Consider the following 20206-nt stretch of genomic DNA (forward strand, 5'->3'; position numbering starts at 1 on the left):
AGAGAAAGGAGTGATTCGGTGGCTATTCGCAACATCATCACCGAAGGGGATGAGACCCTTCGCAAAATTTCACGGAAACAGGAGCGTTTCGACGAACGGCTGTGGACTCTCCTCGATGACATGGCGGAGACCATGCGGGAGAAGGACGGCGTGGGCCTGGCGGCGCCCCAGGTGGGCGTGCTCCGCCAGGTGATCGTCATCGACTGGGAGGGTATCATCGAACTAGTCAACCCCGAGATTGTGTACGAGGAGGGACAGCAGGAGCTGCCTGAGGGCTGCTTATCCATTCCGGGTCTGTACGGCATAGTACCCCGGCCCTACAGGGTGAAGGTGCGGGCCCAGGACCGGAACGGAGACCCCATCGAACTGGAGGGGGAGGGCCGTCTGGCCACGGTGTTCTGCCATGAGATCGATCATTTGAAGGGCAGACTCATGCGGGACGTGATGACCCGGGAGCTGACGGAGGACGACGATTGGGAAGAAGAGGAAGAGGAATAATGCGTATCGTGTTCATGGGTACGCCCGATTTTGCGGTGCCATCCCTCCGGGCCATGGCCGAGGGAGGCTATGAGATTGCAGGGGTGTTCTGCCAGCCCGACCGGCCGAAGGGCCGGGGCAAAAAGCTGCAGAAGCCGCCGGTGAAGGTGCTGGCGGAGGAGCTGGGGATTCCTGTATACCAATTTGAACGGATTCGGCGTCCTGAAGGCGTGGAAGCCCTTACATATCTTGCGCCGGATTTGGTGGTTACGGCGGCCTTTGGACAGATTTTATCGAAGAGCATTCTGGAGATCCCGCCCCTTGGCTGCATCAACGTCCACGGATCGCTCCTGCCCGCCTATCGGGGCGCGGCGCCCATTCAGTGGGCGGTGATGAACGGGGAAAAGGAGACGGGCATCACCCTTATGTACATGGATGTGGGCGTGGACACCGGGGACATGATCCTGCAAAAGCACCTCGAGATTGGGCCGGACGAGACGGCGGGCGAGCTGTTTGACCGTTTGGCGCCCCTCGGCGCCCAGACGCTTCTGGAAGGGCTAAAGCTTTTTGAGCATGGACGAGCTCCCGCCGCGGCCCAGGACGGGACAAAAGCCACTCTGGCGCCCATGCTGAATAAGGAGATGGGCGAACTGGATTTTTCCCTTTCCGCCGCGGTCCTGAAAAACCGCATTCGGGGCATGAACCCCTGGCCGGGCTGCTACACCTACTTTGAAGGACAGCCCCTCAAGATTTGGCGGGCGGAGGCGCTGCCGGGAAAGGGCGAACCGGGCCGGGTGATCGCCGCCTCCCCCAAGGAGGGCCTTATTGTAGGCGCCGGCGAAGGATGCCTGAAGCTTGTTGAAGTGCAGGGCCTTTCCGGCAAGCGGATGGCGGCGGAGGCCTATCTTCTCGGCCATGCCATCCGGCCGGGAGAGGTGCTGGGTTGCCATGGATAGGGCGAGAATGACGGTCTACCGGGTGCTCTATCGGGTGCTGGAGGAGGGAAGCTATCTCCATCTCGCCCTCAAGGAGCAGCTGGAACGGGACCGGCTGAACGCCCGGGACCGGGCCTTCGCCACTCAGCTCATTCATCTCGTACTCACCCATCGGGCCAGGCTGGATTATGCTCTTGCGCCTTATCTTGTGGGCAAGCGGGTCAAGGGGGACGCCCGGACGCTGATGCGCATGGGCGCGTGCCAGATCATGCTGATGCGCCTGCCTCACCGGGCGGCGGTGGATTCCACGGTGGAGCTGTGTCGGGAGCTGCGCAAGAACTCCTACGGAGGATTCATGAACGGGGTCTTGCGCAATCTGGTGCGCGGCCTCGATGCTATCGCCTATCCCGAGGACCCACTGGGGTATCTGACCATCTATTGGAGCATCCCCGAATTCGTGGCGAAGATGTGGCTCAAGCGCTATGGCGTGGCCGGGGCGCTTTCCCTTGCGGAGAGCCTGGCCAAGCCCAGGGGCATCTGTGTGTGCGCCTGGGACCAGGTGGAATTCATGGAATTTGCCGAGAAGCACGGCCTCGAATATGTGCGGGGCCGGGTATCGCCCTACGCCTTTTATCTCCGGGGCCGGAGCGCGCTGGACGCGGCCCGGCTGATCATGGGCGAAGGCGCCCAGATGGCGGCCCTCGCCATGGATGTGCAGCCAGGAGAGCGGGTGCTGGACGCCTGTGCGGCGCCCGGCGGCAAGACGGTGATCATGGCCGAAGCGGGCGGCGAAGTGACCGCTCTTGAGCTCCATGAAAACCGCAAAAACATGATGGAGGTGCGGCTGGCCGCCCGAAACACGCCGAGGGTGGCATGCTTTACGGGCGATGCCGCCCTGTACCGTCCCGAATGGGAACAGGCCTTTGACCGGGTGCTGGTGGACGCGCCCTGTTCCGGGCTGGGTACGCTGGCCCAAAAGCCGGATATCAAGTGGCGCCTGGTGCCAGACGATCTGACGGCGCTGGCGGACCTCCAACTGTCCATTCTCACTGCCTGCGGGCACTATGTTAAAGCCGGCGGAACGCTGGTCTATTCCACCTGTACGCTCTCGGAACAGGAGAATGACGGCGTGGTCCGCGCCTTTCTTGCCGAGCGTCCTGAATTTGAGCTGGACGATCTTTCGCCGTATTTTCCGGAGCGCATGGAGGAAGCGGCAAAGCGGGGCTTTGTGGAGCTGCGACCGGACCTTGAGGGCACGGAGGGATTCTTTATTGCCCGGATGAGGAGGCGTTCATGAAAAAGGCCATGCTGGATATGACGCTGCCCGAACTTCAGTGGGCGGTAAAGGAGCTGGGTCAGCCGGCTTACCGGGCGAAGCAGCTTCGGGAATGGCTGAGCCGGGACGTGGATTTTGAAGGGATGGCCGTGCTGCCCAAAACCTTTCGGACCGCCCTTTCGGAACATTTCCGCAGAGGCGGCGTGAAGATTTTGGAAAAAAGGGTCTCCGAGATCGACGGAACCACAAAATATTTGTTTTTGCTGGAGGATCATAATATAATAGAAGGCGTCTACATGCCCTATCATTACGGTAACACCCTGTGCATCTCCACCCAGGTGGGCTGCAGGATGGGGTGTGCCTTTTGTGCGTCCACGCTGGAGGGGTGCGTGAGAAACCTCGAGGCGGACGAGATGCTGGGCGAGGTCCTTGCCGTCAATGCCGACAAGGGCGGAGGGGACCGCCGGGGCGTCACCAACATTGTGCTCATGGGCAGCGGCGAGCCGCTGGACAACTATGACAACGTGGTGCGCTTTCTAAGGCGGGTGCACGATCCGGATATTCTGGGCGTGAGCTACCGGAACATTTCCCTGTCCACCTGCGGGCTGACCCCGCGGATGGAGGACTTTCTCGGGGAAGAGCTGCCCGTCACCCTGTGCGTGTCCCTCCACGGTCCGGATGACGAGACCCGGCAAAGGCTGATACCGGCGGCGAAGGCCTATCCGCTGACGGAACTGATGGCGGTGTGCCGGAAGTATGTGGAGCGGACCGGCCGCCGCTTTATCTTCGAATATGCTTTGGTGAAGGGGATCAACGACGGACGGGAGGCGGCCTTGAAGCTTGCCCGCCTCCTTCGGGGATTCCAGTGCCACGTCAACGTGATTCCGCTCAATGAGGTGAGCGACATCGGCCTTGCCGGCCCGTCGCCGGAAGGGGTCAGAATTTTTCTCGAGACCTTGGAAGCCCAGGGCATCTCCGCAACCCGGCGCCGCACCATGGGCGCCGATATCGCGGGCGCCTGCGGGCAGCTGAGGCGAAGCAAAATGAAAAACGAGGGGGAGCGCACGTGATCTTTGCGGCTTCGAGCCATCGAGGCGCTGTCAGGAAGAGCAATCAGGACTCCTATTACGTGTCCACGAAAAGGTTGGATGGCTACTATGTGATGATGGTGGCCGACGGTATGGGGGGACACCGGGCGGGTGAGGTTGCTAGCGCCATGGCCGTATCGGCCACAACTGAATATTTGGAGGACTGCCGCAGGGGCTCCATGGAGACCCGTCTTCGCCGGGCGGTGGAGAAGGCAAACGGCGAGATCTTCCGCCGTGCATCCCTGGACGAGAACTGCCAGGGCATGGGCACCACGCTGACCCTCGCCCTCATGGACGAGGAGCGCTACGCCGTAGGCCATGTGGGCGACAGCCGGGCGTACCTCATTTCGGGCGGTGAAATGCGCCAGATCACCCGGGACCACACGCTGGTGGAGGAGATATCTTCCACGGTGGATCTGGATGAGGCCGCCCGCAGAAATCATCCCCAGCGCAGCCTCATCACCCGGGCGGTGGGCGTGGAATTCAGGGTGGATATGGATCTATATGAGGGAAAATGGCAGCGGGGCGATGTCCTGTTCATCTGTTCGGACGGCCTGGTCAACGAGGTGGACGAGACGGAGATTCTTGCGGAGCTCGGCCGTCAGCCCTCTTTGGACGCCTGGGTCAAGACCCTGGTGGAGCGGGCCATCGAGGCCGGCGGCCATGACAACATCACCGCCGTTGCGGCCCTCAACGAAGGGGGTGATGGGCTATGATCGGCACAGTGCTCGCCAATAAATATGAGATCATGGAAAAGGTGGGCGGAGGCGGCATGGCCAACGTCTACAAGGCACGGCGGCTCCGGGACGACCGGGTGGTGGCCATCAAGGCCCTGAAGCCGGAATTTTTGGAGGATGAGGAGTTTGTGGCCCGCTTTAAGCGGGAGGCCCATGCCGTGTCCGGACTCAAGCATCCGAGCATCGTGGACACCATCGATGTGGGCGAGGAGAACGGCGTCTACTTCATCGTGATGGAGTACGTGGAGGGGGAGACCCTGAAGGACTCCATCCGCAGAAACGGCGCTCTCAACGTGGAGGCCGCCATCCATATCGGTATTCAGATCTGCCGGGCGCTGGACTACGCCCATGCCCATCGGGTGATCCATCGGGACATCAAGCCTCAAAACATCCTCGTTTCCGTGGACGGCACGGTGAAGGTGGCGGATTTTGGCATCGCCAAGGGTGCAACCTCCTCCACGGTGACCATTGCCGGCTCCAATATCATGGGTTCGGTGCATTATTCCTCGCCGGAGCAGGCCAGGGGCGGCTTCACCGACGAGAAGAGCGACCTCTATTCCCTGGGCGTGGTGCTCTATGAGGCGGTCACCGGCAAGGTGCCTTTTGAGGGGGACACCCCGGTGACGGTGGCCATCAAGCATATTCAGGAGAAGCCGGTGCCCCCAAGCCACATCAATCCGCTGGTGCCAAGGGCTCTTGAGGAGATTATCCTGAAGGCCATGGAGAAGGAGACCGGCCTTCGTTACGACTCGGCGAGAGAGATGGAGCAGGACCTTATACGCTGCCTGTCCGAGCCGAACGGCTCCTTTGTGACCCATTTCAAGCCCGGCGCGGAAACCTTCTATATCCCCGCCGACAAGGTGAAGGAGATCACCGGCGAAAAGGCGAGGGAGCCGGCAAAGCGAAAGGCGCCGCCGCCGAAGAAGACCGAGGCCAGAACCAAGCCGGAGCCGCCCCAGGAGGAGCCGAAACGGGCCAAATCGGCCTGGCAGGTGCTCAAGATTCTTCTGGGCGTGCTGGCCCTTTTGGTGGTGGCCGGGGGCCTGTTCATGGCGGGCCGGGGTTTTTACAACAACAGCATCAAGAACCGTCCGGTCATGGTTACCAACGTGGTGGGCAAGACGGAGGCCGAAGCCCGTGAGACCCTTGAAGGCGATTTCACGGTGGAAGTGGCCTATGAATACGACGTGAACGTGGAAAAGGACAGGGTGGTCTCCCAAAATCCGCTGGGCGCAAGCTCCGTGAAGAAGGGCAGCACCGTGAAGCTGGTGGTCAGCCTGGGCCGGGAGCGGGTGATCGTGCCCACCCTGGTGAACACCAACTTTGAACTGGCCGCCCAGGAACTGCAAAAATCCCAGCTTCAGGTGGGGCAGGTGCACCAGGAGGAGGCGGAGGGCAAGACCGTGGGCTCCATTCTGCGCCAGTCCCCCGATCCGGGCACGGAGGCCCTGGCCGGGGACACGGTGGACATCTGGGTGTGCGTGGAGCCCAGCACCGTGGTTAAGCCCGTGCCCGATGTGGTGGGCATGAAGGTGGACGAGGCAAGACAGCGCCTTTTAAATGAAGGCTTCTCCAATGTTGAAGTGGTGGAGGAGGTCAGCGAGACGGCGGCGGGCGAAGTGCTGCGCCAGGATCCGTCCATGAACTCCACCGTGGACGTGTCCACGGCCATCCAGCTTTGGGTGACCAAGGCGCCGGAGTTTTTCTACCAGGTGGAGGCCAACGTGGACCTGACGGTGGTGGACGACGGCAGCACCATTTTGGTGGAGCTTGTGGATAAGAGCGGCCAGCGCAAGACCATCATGGACGAGGTCAAGGACGCCGGCGACTACAGTCTGCCCCTGGTCCTCACCAGCGCCTATCCCGACGCCCAGACGCTGATCGTCTATGTCAACGGCCAGGAGCTGACGCGACGGGACGTGGATTTCTCCGCCGGCGGACAGGTGCCTGCCACTTGACCGGCATCATTGTGCGGGGCGTCGGCGGCTTCTACGAGGTCCGTAAGGCGGATGGCGGCGCCATCACCTGCAAGGCCGGGGGCCGGTTCCGCAAGATGGGCATGAAACCCATGGTGGGGGACCGGGTGGAGCTGGAGCCCGACGGGGAGATGGGCTTTATCGTGAAGATTCTGCCCCGGAAAAACGCCATGGTGCGCCCGCCGGTGGCCAATGTGGATCAGGCGGTGGTGGTGATCTCCGCCGGGAATCCGCCGCCGGATTACGAGCTTGCGGACAAGCTGCTGGTGATGGGCGAGATGCTGGGCATCGAGCTTGCGGTGTGCATCAACAAATGCGACGAGGGCGCGGCGGACGGCAGGGATTATGCGCTGGCCGGGTACCCCGTGTTCCGCACTTCCGCCAAGACCGGCGAGGGCCTTGGGGCCCTCAAGGAGCAGCTGAAGGGCAAGGTGTCCTTTCTTGCGGGCCAGTCGGGGGTGGGCAAATCGTCCATTTTGAACCAGCTTCTGACGGGCGCGGAGCTGGAAACCGGCCGGGTGAATGAGAAACTGGGCCGGGGCCGGCACACCACCCGCAAGGCGGAGCTTTTGTACAGCCCGGAGGGCTTTTATGTGGCGGACACGCCGGGCTTTTCCCTGCTGTCTTTGGAGGCTATGGAGCCGGAGCGGCTCAAGGAATTTTATCCCGAGTTTGCCCCCTATGAGGGGGAATGCCGGTTCCTTGGATGCAACCACGGCAGGGAACCGGACTGCGCGGTGGCGGCCGCCGCCGAAGCGGGGGAGATCTCGAAGGCCCGGCTGATGCGCTACCGCAAGCTTTTAAGCGAAATCGGTGAGATGTGGAGGAATCGCTATGGTTAAAATTGCACCGTCCATTCTTTCGGCGGACTTTGCCGCCATGGGGGATGCGGTTCGGGAAATGGAGAGGGCGGGCGCCGACCTCATCCATGTGGACGTGATGGACGGGCATTTTGTGCCCAACCTGACCTTTGGGCCGCCCATGGTTTCGGCCATCCGGCCCCATACCCGGCTGCCGCTGGATGTGCACCTGATGGTGGAGGACCCGGGCTGGCTGGTGCCCCTTTTTATCCGGGCGGGCGCGGACTATGTGACGGTCCATGAGGAGGGCACGCCCCATCTGCACCGGGTGGTGACCGCCATCCGGGAGGGAGGCGCGAAGGCGGGCGTGGCCCTCAATCCGGCGACGCCCCTCGCCATGGTGGAGGACATCCTGGAGGAGCTGGATATGGTGCTCCTGATGAGCGTCAATCCGGGCTTTGGCGGCCAGTCCTTTATCCCGAAGGCCCTGGAGAGGGTGGAGCGGCTGAAGGCCATGATCGAGACGCGGGGCCTTTCCACGCTGATCGAGGTGGACGGCGGCGTGACCGCGGGGAATGCGGATCAGCTGAAGCGGGCCGGAGCGGACATCCTGGTGGCGGGCAGCGCCGTGTTCGGCGCGCCGGACCGGCCCAAGGCCATCCGGGAGCTCAGGGGATGAGAGCGCTCATCGTGACCGGGGGAGACGCGCCGCCTTCGGAGCTGCTGCTTCGGGAGGCGGAGGGCGCGGACCTTGTCGTGTGCTGCGACCGGGGCGCCCTTTATGCGCGGAGGGCGGGGCTTCGGCCGGATGTGATTCTTGGGGACATGGATTCCCTGGAGGATCCGGAGGCATACCGGATGCCCGGCGTCACCTTCATGGAGCTGCCCCGGGAGAAGGACGACACCGACACCCTGTACGCCGCCGACTGGTGCGCAAAGGAGGGCTATGGCGAGCTCACGATTCTGGGCGCCATCGGCAGCCGTCTCGACCACACGCTGGCCAATGTGTTTCTCCTGCTGCGCATGCTGAAAAAAGGCGTGAAGGCGGAGCTTCTGGACGGGCACAACCGGGTGTTCGCGGCGGGGCCGGGCATCGCGAGGCTTCCCGGCGAGCCGGGCCAAACGGTGTCCCTGCTGCCTCTGGACGGCCCGGTGAGGGTCAAGGAGACCCGGGGCCTGTTCTATCCTATTATGGAGGGAACGCTGCCGCCGGAATATCCTTACGGGGTGAGCAATGTGATCACCGGCCTGCCGGCGGAGGTGGAGATCGAATCGGGGCACCTGGCTGTGTTTTTGGTGCGGGAATAAAAATAAAAGGATGGTTTTGGAACCATCCTTTTTCTATTGCGTATAATGAACTAGGATAAGGAACGGGAGGGATTCAGCCATGGCCAGATGCCGCAGTGCCAACAAAATCGCGGGTTTCGTGCTCATTGGGATCGGGGCGCTGGTCCTCATTCTCGCCATCCCCGGCTGGATTTGGGCCGTTCTCATCGGCGGCGCTCTCATCTTGGTGGGCGCGGCCCTGGTCAAGTGTTAGAAGGGAGAGATGAAGGGTGAAAATCTATTGTGTGCGTGCGCCTTGGTTCATGAGAGGCATTTTAAAAAAGCTGTTCGGAAAATAAGGACATACGAAAAAAACGTGGTGTGCACCACGTTTTTTTGTTTTCCGAAATTAAACGTTGCGTTCCACCTTGCCGGACCGCAGGCACCGCGTGCATACATAAGCGGTCTTGGGAGCGCCATTCAGAATGATCCGCACCTTCTGGACATTGGGAGCCCAGACCCTGCGGGTTTTCTTGTGGGAATGGCTGACGTTGTTACCGGAAACTACGCCTTTATGACAAATTGCGCAGTATTTGGCCATCTCGAGCACCTCCTTTTGCAACCTACCGCATAATTCAAACTCAAAGCAAATATAATTCTACCATCGCGGACTGGGTTTGGCAACCACCCAGGACCAAAAAATTTGAAAACTCAGGCCGTTTGTGCTAATTTTACGCAATTCTTATTGCTTCTCATACCAAAATGAGATAGAATAAAGAGAATTGCGGAGGTTGAAAGGAGGAGTCTTCATGCCGGGTAAGATTGTCAATACGCTGGGCACGATCCAAATCAACGACGATGTGGTGGCCATGCTGGCCGGAATGGCCACGGTGGAATGCTACGGTATTGTGGGTATGGCCTCGAAGAGGGCGACCGACGGTATTGTGGAACTGCTGGGCCGGGAAAATCTGTCCAGGGGCGTGAAGGTGACCACGAAGGAAAGCGCCGTGGTGATCGATCTGTACGTCATCATGGAATACGGCACGACCATTGCGACCGTAGCTTCCAACGTGGTGGATACCGTCAAATACACCGTGGAAAAGACGACGGGCCTTACGGTGGAAGCCGTGAATGTGACCGTCGAGGGAATCCGTCTATAAAAGATCCAAGGTTTATGGGAGGAAAGGTTTTGGCTAACGAGGTTATTGATGCGGGCACACTAAAACGGATGGCGGAAGCTGCCGCGGGCTATCTGGAGCAGCAAAAGGCCAACGTGGATGCGCTCAATGTGTTTCCTGTGCCCGATGGCGACACCGGGACGAACATGTCTCAGACCGTGCGTTCGGCTTACGAGGAGGTCAGCCGGGTCCAGTCGGACAGCCTGGAGGAAGTGGCGAAAGCCCTCTCGAAGGGCGCTTTGAAGGGCGCCAGGGGCAACTCAGGCGTTATTTTGTCCCAGATCTTCCGGGGCTTTGCCCAGGTGGTCGGGAGCGTGGATGCGGCGGACGGCACGGTGCTCGCGAAGGCCTTCTCCAGCGGCGTCAAGATGGCCTACAAGGCGGTCATGAAGCCCAAGGAGGGCACCATTCTCACCGTGGCCCGTGTATCCGCCGAGGAAGTGGAGAAATACGTAAAGAAGGTCAAGACCGCCTCTCCCATGATGGTGATGAAGCGGCTTATCGCCAAGGCGGAGGAGACCCTGAAAAAAACGCCGGATATGCTTCCCGTTTTGAAGGAAGCGGGCGTGGTGGACGCCGGCGGCGTGGGTCTTATCTGGATTTTCAAGGGCTTTCAGGTCGCTATCGAGGGCAAACCCCTGCCGGAGATGATTCCGCTGCCCCAAACGGCGGCGGCTCTGCCGGACAGCGTCACGGCCCAGCAGCCGGAAACGGCGGACATCAAGTTCGGTTACTGCACCGAATTCTTCATTAAAAATATCCAGGAAGGCGTCTCGGACAAGGACGTTGAAAAGTTCAAGAAATATTTGAAGAAGATTGGCGACTCCCAGGTGGTGGTGGGCGATCTTTCCATGCTGAAGGTGCATGTCCACAGCAACGAGCCGGGCAATATCCTGCAGGAAGCTTTGAAGCTGGGCGAGCTGTCCGGCATCAAAATTGATAACATGCGGGAGCAGCACCGGGAAATCTTTGAGGATCTGGTCCCCGCCCCGGCGCCCGCCGAGCCCATGAAGGAAATGGGCATGGTGGCGGTGGTGAGCGGCGAGGGCCTTTCGGAAATCTTCCGCGGGCTGATGGTGGACGGCATCGTCTCCGGCGGCCAGAGCATGAATCCCAGCACCGCGGACATCGCCGCGGCGGTGGAGAGCGTGAACGCGAGGAACGTGTTCGTCTTCCCGGACAACAAGAACATCGTTCTTGCGGCGGAGCAGGCTCAGGAAATGGTGGAGGGCAGGAAGATCATCGTCATTCCCACCAAATCCATTCCCCAGGGCATTGCGGCCATCTTGGCCTTCCATCCCGAGCTTTCGGTTGCGGAAAACACCGAGCGGATGATGCAGGCCTACGACAAGGTGAAAACCGGCCAGATCACCCGGGCCGTTCGGGATACCAGCCTCAACGGGACCAAGATTCACGACGGCGATGTGCTGGGCCTTCTGGACGGCGACATTCAGCACGTGGGGCAGGATTCCCAGGACATCTCCATGGCCCTTCTGCACAGCATGGTGAACAACGAGGATGAGGAGTTCATCACCGTCTACGCCGGAGAGGGCGTCACGCCCGAGCAGAAGGATCGACTGGCGAGGTCCATCGAAGCGGCCTTTCCCGATTGCGATCTGGAAATCCATGACGGCGGCCAGCCGCTGTATGAGTACATCTTTTCCGTGGAATAAGCGATTTGTGAAATGCCAGAGCTTTTCTGGCATTTTTCTTTTTTGGGAGGATCGAATTGGAACTGACAGCGCTGAAGGGTGTGGGCCCGAAAAGAGCGGAGCAGCTGGAACGGCTGGGGGTGCGGGAGGTGCGCGATCTTTGGACCCTCTTTCCCCGGGATTACGAGGTCTTTGATGACTTCACCGCCATTGCGGCCATCCGGGAGAGCGGCGTATATACCCTCCGGGCCCGGGTGGTGGACGAGCCCAGGACCAGCTATGTGCGAAGAAATTTCTCCGTCACCCGCTTCAAAATCGACGACGGCACGGGCCGGATTTCCTGCGTCTATTACAACCAGCCCTATGTGGCTCAGGCCTTCCACGAGGGGGAGTTCCACGCCTTCCGGGGCAGGGTGGCGCGGGAGTTCGGAGGACAGATGCAAAACCCCGCCCACCGGCTGTACGTGGAGGGGGAGGTGCAGCGTCCGCTTCCCGTCTATCCCAGGGTGCAGGGGCTCCATCAGAAGGTGGTGCGGGATGCCGCAGCCCAGGCGCTGAAGTTTCTTGACGTGCGGGACATGCTGCCCCCCGAGGTGCGGGAAAAGGGGGGACTCATGGAACTGGCCGACGCCATTTTGGAGGTGCATTGCCCCGCCAGCCGGGAGAGGCTGGCGGCGGCGGAGCAGCGGCTGATGGTGGAGGAGATGCTCTCCTTCCAGCTAACCGTGCAGCGCCGCCGGGTGGAGCGGGAGCGAACGCCCGGCCAGGTCCTTTCCGCGCCGCCGGAACTGAAGGAGGCGCTTGCGGCCCTGCCCTATGAACTCACCGGCGCTCAAAAGCGGGTGCTCGGGGAAATCCTTGACGATTTGTCAAGGCCCCATCCCATGGCCCGGCTGGTTCAGGGGGACGTGGGTTCGGGCAAGACGGTGCTCGCCTTTTTGAGCCTTCTCACGGCGGCAAAGAACGGCGTGCAGGGAGCGCTGATGGCGCCCACGGAGATTCTGGCCCGCCAGCACTTTGCGGAGGCCCAGAAGTTCTTTCGTCCCTTTGGGGTGCGGGTGGGCCTCATTCTGGGCAGCCAAAAGGAGCGTGAAAAGCGGGACGGCCGGGAGCGGACGGAGCTTGGAGCATGGGATGTGGTGATCGGCACCCATGCGCTGATTCAGGGCTCGGTGCGCTTCCGAAACCTCGGCCTCGTGGTCACCGACGAACAGCACCGCTTCGGCGCCCAGCAGCGCCAGGTGCTGGTGGACAAGGGCGCGGCGCCCCATGTCCTCGTCATGTCCGCAACGCCCATCCCAAGAAGCCTGTCCCTCATCCTTTACGGGGATTTGGACGTGTCGGCGGTGGACGAGCTGCCGCCGGGCCGCAAGCCCATCGAGACGAAACGGGTGCGGGAGGCGCGGCGGCGGGATCTGTACGATTTCATCTATCGGCGGGCAAAGACGGGCGGGCAGGCCTATGTGGTCTGCCCGCTGGTGGAGGATTCGGAGGACCTGGACGTGCGCTCCGCCGAGAGCGTCTACCAGGAACTGAAAAGGGCCATGAAGGGCGTTTCCATCGCCTATCTCCACGGAAGGATGAAGTCCGGCGAGAAGGAGGCGGTCATCGAACGCTTCCGCAAAAATGAGGTGCAGGTGCTGGTGTCCACCACCGTGGTGGAGGTGGGGGTGAACGTGCCCAATGCCACCGTCATGGTCATCGAAAACGCCGAGCGGTTCGGGCTTGCCCAGCTCCACCAGCTTCGCGGCCGGGTGGGCCGGGGCGGGGAGGCCTCCTACTGTTTTTTGCTCGAACAGGAGGGCAGTGCCCGGCTGGACGTGCTGGCCCGCACCCAGGACGGTTTTGAAATCGCCCGGGAGGATCTAAGGATGCGGGGCCCGGGAGAGATGATGGGCGGAAGGCAGAGCGGCATGATGAGCTTTAAGACGGCGGGTTTCGGCCTTGGCCTCTCCGATGTGGAAAGGGCCCGGGATCTTGCGGTGGAACTCCTTCGCACCCGGCCCGAGCTGGCCTACGCTATCCCGGAGCACAGCCTGTTTTCCTTCGATGGGCTGGGAAGCTGGGCGGTCCATTAGATTGAGGAAAAACGCGGTGAAAAATTTTTTTCGCCGCGTTTTTTTATGTTTGAAATTACCAGCGTAAAAGCATTTCGCTTTGGACAAAGTATTCTTGCATCGAAAAGGAGGTGAAAAACAACATGGCTAGCAGCAATAACAGAGTTGTGGTTCCCGAGGCCAAGCAGGCTTTGGACAAGATGAAGTACGAAATCGCTCAGGAGATGGGTCTTCAGTACAACGGTTACAAGGGTGACCTGACCTCCAAGCAGAACGGCAGCGTGGGTGGCGAAATGGTGCGCCGCATGATCGAAGACTATCAGAACGCGAACAAGTAATTCCATCTCTATCGGGATAAGGAGGTGAAACAACAATGGCTAGCAACAATTCCGGACGTCAGAACCGTTTGACGGTGCCCGAGGCGAAGCAGGCGATGAACAACATGAAGTTTGAGATCGCCAACGAGCTGGGCGTGAACCTGAAGCAGGGTTACAATGGTGATCTGACCAGCCGCGAGAACGGCTATGTGGGTGGCTACATGGTCAAGCGGATGATCGAGCAGCAGGAGCGCTCCATGATGGGCAAATAAGTTAGGTTGTACCATTCTTTTGCGTACTGCTTTCCAATATAAACAAGACAGCCTTGGGCATTTTGAAAAAACATCGCTTTTGGAGAAATGACCAGGGTTGTTTTTTTGGTTGACAAGGCTTTTTGTTGTGCTTATAATTTACTAAAGTAAATTGCTAAATCGATAAAACGGAGGCCGGTCATGCAGGAGCGAACCTATCTGCCCGAGGGCGTGGAGGATTTGATGCCGGAGCGCTGTCAGCTCAAGCGAAAACTGGAGCGCGGGATGGAAGCGCTTTTTGAAAAGAGAGGCTATCTTCCCATCGAGACGCCCCTTTTTGAGGCGTGGGAGAATTTCGCCACCCTCATGGAGCCCACCAAGCGGGACGGCGTGATCAAATTCATCGACGGATCGGGGCGGGTGATGGCCCTGAGGCCCGATCTCACACTGCCCGCGGCGCGGCTGGTGGCGGCCCGCTTTCCCGAGGGTGAGACGGTCCGCGTCTTTTACTCCGGGGACGTCTACACCAACACGCCGGAGGCGGACCAGATGCGGCAGATCCCCCAAACGGGCGTGGAGCTCATGGGCGAGGGCGGCCCGGAGGCGGACGCGGGGATCATCGCTCTCGCCGTCGAAGCGCTGCTGGCTTCCGGACTGGACGGCTTTCAGATCGACATCGGCCAGGTGGGCTTTTTTGCCGGGCTGATGGAACGGGCGGGCTTTGACGAGGAGGAGATCCTTGCCATCCGGCGGCTGATCGAGATGAAAAGCGTGCTGGATGCCGGGGCATGGCTGGCGAAAAAGAATCTGACGCCGGACGTGGAGGAGGCGCTGGTGGAGCTGCCCAGCCTCTTTGGCGGCGCCGAGGTCATCGACAAGGCCGGCGCCTGGGCAAAAAACGACCGGTGCCGCTACGCGCTCGCCAATTTGGAGCGAGTTTACGGCCTGCTGTGCCAGCGGGGCTATGAAAAATATGTTAAAATAGATCTGGGTATGGTGCACACCATGGATTATTACACCGGCGTGATCTTCCGGGGCATGGACCACCGGCTGGGCCGGCCGCTGGTGAGCGGCGGACGGTATGACCATCTGATGGAGAACTATGGCCGGCCCATGGAGGCCATGGGCTTTGCGGTGGATGTGATGGCGGTGTTGATGGTGCGGGAGCGCATGGGCAAGGAGGTCTAAATGGAGAAGGTGACGCTGGCTCTGGCGAAGGGCAGGCTTTCGGAAAAGGCCATGGGACTGATGGCGAGGGCGGGCATCCGCTCAAAGGAATTCGATGAACTGGGCAGAAAACTGGTCTTTGAGGATGACAGCGGCGCCTATCGGTTCATCCTGGTCAAGCCCAGCGACGTGCCCACCTATGTGGACCACGGTGTGGCGGATGTGGGGATCGTGGGCAAGGACACGCTGATGGAGGAGAACCGCCCGCTCTACGAGCTGCTGGATTTTGGCTTTGGCGCCTGCCGCATGTGCGTATGCGGGTTCGAAGGCAGAAGGCCGCCGGTCGGCGCGCCCCTCCGGGTGGCGACCAAATATCCCCGGATCGCCCGGGCCTACTATGGCGAGAAGGGGCAGAACATCCAGATCATCAAGCTGAACGGATCGGTGGAGCTGGGGCCGCTGGTGGGATTGTCCGATGTGATCGTGGATATCGTGGAGAGCGGCGGCACGCTGAAGGCCAACGGCCTCGCGGTGCTGGAGGAGGTTGCGCCGCTCTCCGCCCGGCTGGTGGTCAACCGGGTGAGCATGAAGACCAAAACGGAAAAGATCCAGCGGCTGATCGAGGGCTTCAAGCAAGCGCTGAAGGAGGATGAGGCATGAGACTGTCCATTGTGAAGGGCGAAGGCCTGAAAGAGGCGGTGGCCCGGCTGGAGGGCCGGGCGGGTACGGCCCAGGAGGACGCCCGGCAAAGGGTGCTGGAGATCTTGACGGAGGTCCGCGAAAAAGGGGACGAGGCCCTTTTGGCGTACACGGAGCGCTTCGACGGCGCGAAGCTGGAAAACCTTCAGGTGAGCGAGAAGGAAATTGCCGAGGCTTACGCCATCGTGGGCGAAAAGGCGGCCGCCATCCTGGAGCGGTCGGCGGCGAACATCCGCGCCTTCCATGAGCAGCAGAAGCAGGCCTCCTTCATGAATTTTGGGGAGGAGGTCAAGCTGGGCCAAATCGTGCGCCCGCTGGCTTCGGCGGGCATCTATGTGCCCGGCGGGCGGGCCGCCTACCCTTCCTCCGTGCTGATGAACGCCATCCCCGCCAGCGTGGCCGGCGTGGAGCGGATCGTGATGGTCACCCCGCCGGGGAAGGACGGCAGGGTGACGCCCATGACGCTGGTGGCGGCACGGGTGGCCGGCGTGAAGGAGATCTACAAGGTGGGAGGCGCCCAGGCGGTGGCGGCGCTGGCCTATGGCACCAAGACCCTGCCGGCGGTGGATAAAATCGTGGGTCCGGGGAACCTCTACGTGGCCCTCGCCAAGCGGGAGGTTTTCGGCCAGGTGGGCATCGATATGATCGCGGGACCCAGCGAGATTCTGGTGGTGGCGGACGCTTCCGCGAATCCCGTGTACGTGGCGGCCGATCTTCTGTCCCAGGCGGAGCACGATCCCCTGGCGGCGGCGATCCTTCTGACCGATGATGAGAAGCTGGCTCAAAGGATTCTCCTGGAAGTGGAGCGGCAGACCGCGGCGGCGCCCCGGCGGGAGATCATCGAGCGCTCCCTGGAGGACTACGGCATTCTGGGCGTGACGGACTCCCTGGAGGCCGCGGTGGACCAGGCGAACGCCATCGCGCCGGAGCATCTGGAGCTGGCCGTGGCCGATCCCTTCGCCCTCCTCGGCCGGGTGAGGAACGCCGGGTCCATCTTCCTTGGCCATTACGCGCCCGAACCCCTCGGCGATTACTTCGCCGGCCCCAACCATGTGCTGCCCACCAACGGCACCGCAAGGTTCAGCTCGCCCCTTGGCGTTTACGATTTTGTCAAGCGTTCCAGCGTCATCCACTACACGAAGGAGGCGCTTCAGAAGGTTGGTCAGGACATCATGGATTTTGCCGGTCTGGAGGGCCTTTTTGCCCACGGCCAGGCGGTGTCCGTCCGCATGAAGGAGGATGAAAGATGACCCAGTCGGTGATTTGCCGCACCACGGCGGAGACGGATATCACTTTGGAGCTCACCCGGGAGGGCTCGGGGAAATTTGACGGGACCAGCAGCATCGGGTTCATGGACCACATGCTGACCCTGTTCTGCCGCCATTCGCTGATGGACCTCAAGCTGGCCCTGAAGGGCGATCTCATCGTGGACGCCCACCACAGCGTGGAGGATCTTGGCATCTGTCTCGGGCAGGCCTTTGCCGAAATCATGGAGGACAAGGCGGGGATCCGGCGCTACGGCTCCGTCTTCCTGCCCATGGACGAGACGCTGGTGCAGGCGGCGGTGGATATCAGCGGCCGGCCCTATCTTGTGATCACGGGGGATCTGGTGCCCGGACGGGCGGTGGCCTTCGACGATCAGCTGGTGGAGGAATTCTTCCGGGCCTTCGCCATGAACGCCGGCATCACCCTGCACATCCGCTACCTCTACGGTAGGAACTTCCACCACATGGCGGAGGCGGCCTTCAAGGCCGTGGCCCGGGCCCTTCGGGAGGCCATGGAGCACGATCCGCGGGAGACGGGCGTTCCTTCCACCAAGGGGGTTCTGTGATGCGGGTGTATCCGGCTATCGACCTCAAGGGCGGAAAATGCGTGCGACTGGTCCAGGGACGCATGGAACGCTCCACCGTGTACGGCGATCCGGTGGAGATGGCGCTCAAATGGAAGAAAGCGGGCGCCGGTTTTCTGCATATGGTGGATCTTGACGGCGCCTTTGACGGCGCGGGCCGCAACCGGGAAGCGGTGGCAAAGGCGGTCCGGGAGACCGGCCTTCCCGTGCAGCTGGGCGGGGGTATCCGCACGCTGGAGGATATCCGGGAATGCCTGGCCCTTGGCGTGACCCGGGTGATTTTGGGGACCGTGCTGGTGGAGAATCCGGAACTGGCCAAGGAGGCGGCGGGACTTTATCCCGGCCGCATCGCGGCGGGTATCGACGCCAAGGCGGGCAAGGTTGCCACCCGGGGCTGGGCCACGGATACGGACCTCACGGCGGTGGACCTCGCCCTTCAAATGAAGGCGGCGGGCATCGGCACCGTGATCTATACCGACATCGCCCGGGACGGCATGCTGGGCGGCCCCAATATTCCGGAGACGAAGCGGCTCAAGGAGAAAACGGGCCTGGAGATCATCGCCTCGGGCGGCGTGTCGAGGCTCTCCGACCTCACAAAGATCCGGACGGCGGGCATTGACGGCGTGATCGTGGGCAAAGCCCTTTACAGCGGCGCCTTCACCCTGGAGGACGCCTTGAAGGAGGAATAATCATGGACTATGCAAAGATTCGTTGGAACAAGGACGGCCTCATTCCGGCCATCGCCCAGGATGTCAGAACGGGCGAGGTGCTGATGCTGGCCTACATGAACGAGGAATCCCTCAGGCTTACCCTCGAGACGGGCAGGGCCACCTACTTCAGCCGGAGCCGGGGAAAGCTCTGGGTGAAGGGGGAGACCTCCGGCCACACCCAAACGGTGAAAAGCCTTTGGCTGGACTGCGACGGGGACACGATTTTGATGGAGGTTGAACAGGCGGGCGCGGCCTGCCATACCGGCAGCAAAACCTGCTTCTTCACGCCGGTTACCGAAAGCCGGGAGATGTTCGGACCCCTTTGCCTGAGCCAGGAATTTGAGACCATTCTGGACCGAAGGGCCCATCCCACCGAGGGTTCCTACACCAACTATCTGTTTGACAAGGGCGTGGATAAGATCTGCAAGAAGGTGGGCGAGGAGTCGGCCGAGGTCATCATCGGCGCCAAAAACAGGGAGCCCGAAGAGGTGAGCTACGAGATGGCGGACCTTTTCTATCACCTGATGGTGCTGCTGGTGGAACAGGGCATGACCCTTGAGGACGTGTACGCCCAAATTGGCAAACGGAGGAAATAATTCTCCCTCAAACATCCAAAAAAGAGCGTTGACTTTCCGCCCGTTTTCGAGTATACTAGACACTGCATTGCGGTGTGGGAGCATAGCTCAGCTGGGAGAGCATCTGCCTTACAAGCAGAGGGTCACAGGTTCGAGCCCTGTTGTTCCCACCAACTGTATGGCCCGGTAGTTCAGTTGGTTAGAATGCCAGCCTGTCACGCTGGAGGTCGAGGGTTCGAGCCCCTTCCGGGTCGCCAATTTGCCTCTGTAGCTCAGTCGGTAGAGCAGAGGACTGAAAATCCTCGTGTCGGTGGTTCGATTCCGCCCGGAGGCACCATAATGCGGGAGTGGCTCAGTGGTAGAGCGTCGCCTTGCCAAGGCGAATGTCGCGGGTTCGAATCCCGTCTTCCGCTCCATAAGGCGCCATAGCCAAGTGGTAAGGCAAAGGTCTGCAAAACCTTCATTCCCCAGTTCAAATCTGGGTGGCGCCTCCAGCGGCATGTTGCCGCTCCATGGGCAGCTCACATTCCGTGGGCTGCCTTTTTATAGCTTGAACATCCCGCGCTGCCGGTTGAAATGAGGTGTGTTTTATGGCGAAGATCCTGATGCACTGCTGCTGTGCGCCCTGCTCCCTGTCCGTAATCGATCCCCTGCGGGCGGAGGGTTTCGAGCCGGTGGCCTTTTGGTACAACCCCAACATCCATCCCTGGAAGGAATATGAGGCCCGGCGGGACTGCCTTTTGGCCTACGCGCCCACCATCGATATGGAGGTTCGGGTCAAGGAGCATTATGGACTCAGCGAATTTGTCCAAAAGGTGGCGGGGGATATCGGCGGGCGCTGCACCTTCTGCTATGAAAACCGCCTGGAGGCGGCCGCAAGGTATGCGGCGGAGCACGGCTTTTCCGCCTTCACCACCACGCTTTTGGCCAGTCCCTATCAAAGACACGAGGCGATTGCCGAGGCGGCCGGGCGGTTTGCGCAGGAATACGGGGTTGACTTTCTGTACCGGGACTTCCGGCCCAATTTCCGGGCCGGCAACCAGCGGGCCCGGGAGCTGGGCTTCTACATGCAAAAGTACTGCGGCTGCATCTTCTCTGAGGCGGACCGCTACCAAAACAAGATCCGGCGCGACCGGGAGAAATACAGTGAATGAGGTATGCCACGGCTTTTGGAGGCCGTGGTTTTTATATTATTC

23 protein-coding genes and 5 tRNA genes are annotated in these 20206 nt (G+C 61.1%); 27 read left to right on the forward strand and 1 reads right to left on the reverse strand.

Translation table 11 applies throughout. The features are described 5' to 3' along the window. Positions 1–18 precede the first annotated feature (18 nt). The 10 genes from def to H8696_RS02810 all read left to right on the forward strand — a co-directional run bounded on the left by def (position 19) and on the right by H8696_RS02810 (position 8829). Complete coding sequence (def, locus tag H8696_RS02765; protein WP_249314731.1) at positions 19–498, forward strand: peptide deformylase; 480 nt, start codon at positions 19–21, stop codon at positions 496–498. After that, entirely contained in the window at positions 498–1433 is a 936-nt protein-coding gene (gene fmt, locus H8696_RS02770; RefSeq protein ID WP_249314732.1) for a methionyl-tRNA formyltransferase, read from the forward strand. The genes def and fmt overlap by 1 nt, the downstream gene beginning before the upstream one ends. Then, positions 1426–2709, forward strand: coding sequence for a 16S rRNA (cytosine(967)-C(5))-methyltransferase RsmB (gene rsmB, locus H8696_RS02775; protein WP_249314733.1), 1284 nt, complete (start codon positions 1426–1428; stop codon positions 2707–2709). The genes fmt and rsmB overlap by 8 nt, the downstream gene beginning before the upstream one ends. Further along, positions 2706–3758 (forward strand): 23S rRNA (adenine(2503)-C(2))-methyltransferase RlmN, encoded by a 1053-nt coding sequence (gene rlmN / locus H8696_RS02780; protein WP_249314734.1) that lies wholly within the window; start codon positions 2706–2708, stop codon positions 3756–3758. The genes rsmB and rlmN overlap by 4 nt, the downstream gene beginning before the upstream one ends. Continuing rightward, a complete protein-coding gene (locus tag H8696_RS02785) occupies positions 3755–4492 on the forward strand; it encodes a Stp1/IreP family PP2C-type Ser/Thr phosphatase (protein ID WP_249314735.1) in 738 nt (245 codons plus the stop codon). Before rlmN ends, H8696_RS02785 begins: the two co-directional genes overlap by 4 nt. Next, on the forward strand, positions 4489–6471 hold the full coding sequence (gene pknB / locus H8696_RS02790) for a Stk1 family PASTA domain-containing Ser/Thr kinase (protein ID WP_249314736.1): 1983 nt from the start codon (positions 4489–4491) through the stop codon (positions 6469–6471). The genes H8696_RS02785 and pknB overlap by 4 nt, the downstream gene beginning before the upstream one ends. After that, positions 6468–7331, forward strand: coding sequence for a ribosome small subunit-dependent GTPase A (gene rsgA / locus H8696_RS02795; protein ID WP_249314737.1), 864 nt, complete (start codon positions 6468–6470; stop codon positions 7329–7331). Before pknB ends, rsgA begins: the two co-directional genes overlap by 4 nt. Continuing rightward, a complete protein-coding gene (rpe, locus tag H8696_RS02800; protein ID WP_249314738.1) occupies positions 7324–7968 on the forward strand; it encodes a ribulose-phosphate 3-epimerase in 645 nt (214 codons plus the stop codon). The genes rsgA and rpe overlap by 8 nt, the downstream gene beginning before the upstream one ends. Next, the gene (locus H8696_RS02805) at positions 7965–8597 is read left to right on the forward strand and encodes a thiamine diphosphokinase (protein ID WP_249314739.1); all 633 of its coding nucleotides are present in this window, start codon (positions 7965–7967) and stop codon (positions 8595–8597) included. The genes rpe and H8696_RS02805 overlap by 4 nt, the downstream gene beginning before the upstream one ends. Before the next feature lie 79 nt (positions 8598–8676). After that, positions 8677–8829 (forward strand): hypothetical protein, encoded by a 153-nt coding sequence (locus H8696_RS02810; protein ID WP_249314743.1) that lies wholly within the window; start codon positions 8677–8679, stop codon positions 8827–8829. 135 nt (positions 8830–8964) lie between these two features. Here H8696_RS02810 and rpmB read toward each other — a convergent pair whose 3' ends face one another. Continuing rightward, complete coding sequence (gene rpmB, locus H8696_RS02815) at positions 8965–9156, reverse strand: 50S ribosomal protein L28 (protein WP_249314744.1); 192 nt, start codon at positions 9154–9156, stop codon at positions 8965–8967. A gap of 208 nt (positions 9157–9364) precedes the next feature. On the opposite strand from rpmB, the gene H8696_RS02820 reads away from it, so the two are divergent. The 17 genes from H8696_RS02820 (at position 9365) to H8696_RS02900 (ending at position 20164) form a co-directional block, all read left to right on the forward strand. After that, a complete protein-coding gene (locus tag H8696_RS02820) occupies positions 9365–9715 on the forward strand; it encodes an Asp23/Gls24 family envelope stress response protein (RefSeq protein WP_249314745.1) in 351 nt (116 codons plus the stop codon). Positions 9716–9744: 29 nt separating this feature from the next. After that, the gene (locus tag H8696_RS02825; protein ID WP_249314746.1) at positions 9745–11406 is read left to right on the forward strand and encodes a DAK2 domain-containing protein; all 1662 of its coding nucleotides are present in this window, start codon (positions 9745–9747) and stop codon (positions 11404–11406) included. A gap of 56 nt (positions 11407–11462) precedes the next feature. Beyond that, a complete protein-coding gene (gene recG / locus H8696_RS02830; protein ID WP_249314748.1) occupies positions 11463–13463 on the forward strand; it encodes an ATP-dependent DNA helicase RecG in 2001 nt (666 codons plus the stop codon). A gap of 122 nt (positions 13464–13585) precedes the next feature. Beyond that, on the forward strand, positions 13586–13780 hold the full coding sequence (locus tag H8696_RS02835; protein ID WP_249314749.1) for an alpha/beta-type small acid-soluble spore protein: 195 nt from the start codon (positions 13586–13588) through the stop codon (positions 13778–13780). 35 nt (positions 13781–13815) lie between these two features. Next, the gene (locus H8696_RS02840) at positions 13816–14031 is read left to right on the forward strand and encodes an alpha/beta-type small acid-soluble spore protein (protein ID WP_249314751.1); all 216 of its coding nucleotides are present in this window, start codon (positions 13816–13818) and stop codon (positions 14029–14031) included. A 180-nt stretch (positions 14032–14211) separates the two neighbouring features. Further along, the gene (gene hisZ, locus H8696_RS02845; RefSeq protein ID WP_249314753.1) at positions 14212–15198 is read left to right on the forward strand and encodes an ATP phosphoribosyltransferase regulatory subunit; all 987 of its coding nucleotides are present in this window, start codon (positions 14212–14214) and stop codon (positions 15196–15198) included. Then, the gene (gene hisG / locus H8696_RS02850) at positions 15199–15837 is read left to right on the forward strand and encodes an ATP phosphoribosyltransferase (protein ID WP_249314755.1); all 639 of its coding nucleotides are present in this window, start codon (positions 15199–15201) and stop codon (positions 15835–15837) included. Further along, positions 15834–17126 carry a histidinol dehydrogenase gene (gene hisD / locus H8696_RS02855; RefSeq protein ID WP_249314763.1) on the forward strand — a complete coding sequence of 431 codons (1293 nt, stop codon included), beginning with the start codon at positions 15834–15836 and terminating at the stop codon, positions 17124–17126. The genes hisG and hisD overlap by 4 nt, the downstream gene beginning before the upstream one ends. Further along, positions 17123–17707, forward strand: a complete 585-nt coding sequence (gene hisB, locus H8696_RS02860) for an imidazoleglycerol-phosphate dehydratase HisB (protein WP_249314766.1) — start codon at positions 17123–17125, stop codon at positions 17705–17707. Before hisD ends, hisB begins: the two co-directional genes overlap by 4 nt. Further along, entirely contained in the window at positions 17707–18414 is a 708-nt protein-coding gene (hisA, locus tag H8696_RS02865; RefSeq protein WP_249314768.1) for a 1-(5-phosphoribosyl)-5-[(5-phosphoribosylamino)methylideneamino]imidazole-4-carboxamide isomerase, read from the forward strand. The genes hisB and hisA overlap by 1 nt, the downstream gene beginning before the upstream one ends. A 2-nt stretch (positions 18415–18416) precedes the next feature. Continuing rightward, the gene (hisIE, locus tag H8696_RS02870) at positions 18417–19031 is read left to right on the forward strand and encodes a bifunctional phosphoribosyl-AMP cyclohydrolase/phosphoribosyl-ATP diphosphatase HisIE (RefSeq protein WP_249314769.1); all 615 of its coding nucleotides are present in this window, start codon (positions 18417–18419) and stop codon (positions 19029–19031) included. Between the two features lie 76 nt (positions 19032–19107). Beyond that, positions 19108–19183 (forward strand) — tRNA-Val (locus tag H8696_RS02875). 7 nt (positions 19184–19190) lie between these two features. Beyond that, positions 19191–19267, forward strand: a tRNA-Asp gene (locus H8696_RS02880). A gap of 4 nt (positions 19268–19271) precedes the next feature. Further along, positions 19272–19347 (forward strand) — tRNA-Phe (locus tag H8696_RS02885). A 4-nt stretch (positions 19348–19351) separates the two neighbouring features. Then, positions 19352–19426: transfer RNA gene (locus tag H8696_RS02890), tRNA-Gly, on the forward strand. A 3-nt stretch (positions 19427–19429) separates the two neighbouring features. Then, positions 19430–19504 (forward strand) — tRNA-Cys (locus H8696_RS02895). 96 nt (positions 19505–19600) lie between these two features. Next, positions 19601–20164, forward strand: a complete 564-nt coding sequence (locus H8696_RS02900) for an epoxyqueuosine reductase QueH (RefSeq protein ID WP_249314771.1) — start codon at positions 19601–19603, stop codon at positions 20162–20164. Positions 20165–20206 lie beyond the last annotated feature (42 nt).

This window comes from Gehongia tenuis, from assembly GCF_014384795.1.
GTDB classification, from domain to species: domain Bacteria; phylum Bacillota; class Clostridia; order Christensenellales; family NSJ-53; genus Gehongia; species Gehongia tenuis.

Coding starts and splice junctions, on each gene's coding strand:
- hisIE (WP_249314769.1), top strand. CDS start 18,417: ATGGACTATGCAAAGATTCGTTGGAACAAGGACGGCCTCATTCCGGCC.
- rsmB (WP_249314733.1), top strand. CDS start 1,426: ATGGATAGGGCGAGAATGACGGTCTACCGGGTGCTCTATCGGGTGCTG.
- hisZ (WP_249314753.1), top strand. CDS start 14,212: ATGCAGGAGCGAACCTATCTGCCCGAGGGCGTGGAGGATTTGATGCCG.
- H8696_RS02805 (WP_249314739.1), top strand. CDS start 7,965: ATGAGAGCGCTCATCGTGACCGGGGGAGACGCGCCGCCTTCGGAGCTG.
- H8696_RS02820 (WP_249314745.1), top strand. CDS start 9,365: ATGCCGGGTAAGATTGTCAATACGCTGGGCACGATCCAAATCAACGAC.
- hisA (WP_249314768.1), top strand. CDS start 17,707: ATGCGGGTGTATCCGGCTATCGACCTCAAGGGCGGAAAATGCGTGCGA.
- pknB (WP_249314736.1), top strand. CDS start 4,489: ATGATCGGCACAGTGCTCGCCAATAAATATGAGATCATGGAAAAGGTG.
- rlmN (WP_249314734.1), top strand. CDS start 2,706: ATGAAAAAGGCCATGCTGGATATGACGCTGCCCGAACTTCAGTGGGCG.
- H8696_RS02840 (WP_249314751.1), top strand. CDS start 13,816: ATGGCTAGCAACAATTCCGGACGTCAGAACCGTTTGACGGTGCCCGAG.
- hisD (WP_249314763.1), top strand. CDS start 15,834: ATGAGACTGTCCATTGTGAAGGGCGAAGGCCTGAAAGAGGCGGTGGCC.
- rpmB (WP_249314744.1), bottom strand. CDS start 9,156: ATGGCCAAATACTGCGCAATTTGTCATAAAGGCGTAGTTTCCGGTAAC.
- fmt (WP_249314732.1), top strand. CDS start 498: ATGCGTATCGTGTTCATGGGTACGCCCGATTTTGCGGTGCCATCCCTC.
- hisB (WP_249314766.1), top strand. CDS start 17,123: ATGACCCAGTCGGTGATTTGCCGCACCACGGCGGAGACGGATATCACT.
- H8696_RS02810 (WP_249314743.1), top strand. CDS start 8,677: ATGGCCAGATGCCGCAGTGCCAACAAAATCGCGGGTTTCGTGCTCATT.
- H8696_RS02900 (WP_249314771.1), top strand. CDS start 19,601: ATGGCGAAGATCCTGATGCACTGCTGCTGTGCGCCCTGCTCCCTGTCC.
- H8696_RS02835 (WP_249314749.1), top strand. CDS start 13,586: ATGGCTAGCAGCAATAACAGAGTTGTGGTTCCCGAGGCCAAGCAGGCT.
- hisG (WP_249314755.1), top strand. CDS start 15,199: ATGGAGAAGGTGACGCTGGCTCTGGCGAAGGGCAGGCTTTCGGAAAAG.
- rpe (WP_249314738.1), top strand. CDS start 7,324: ATGGTTAAAATTGCACCGTCCATTCTTTCGGCGGACTTTGCCGCCATG.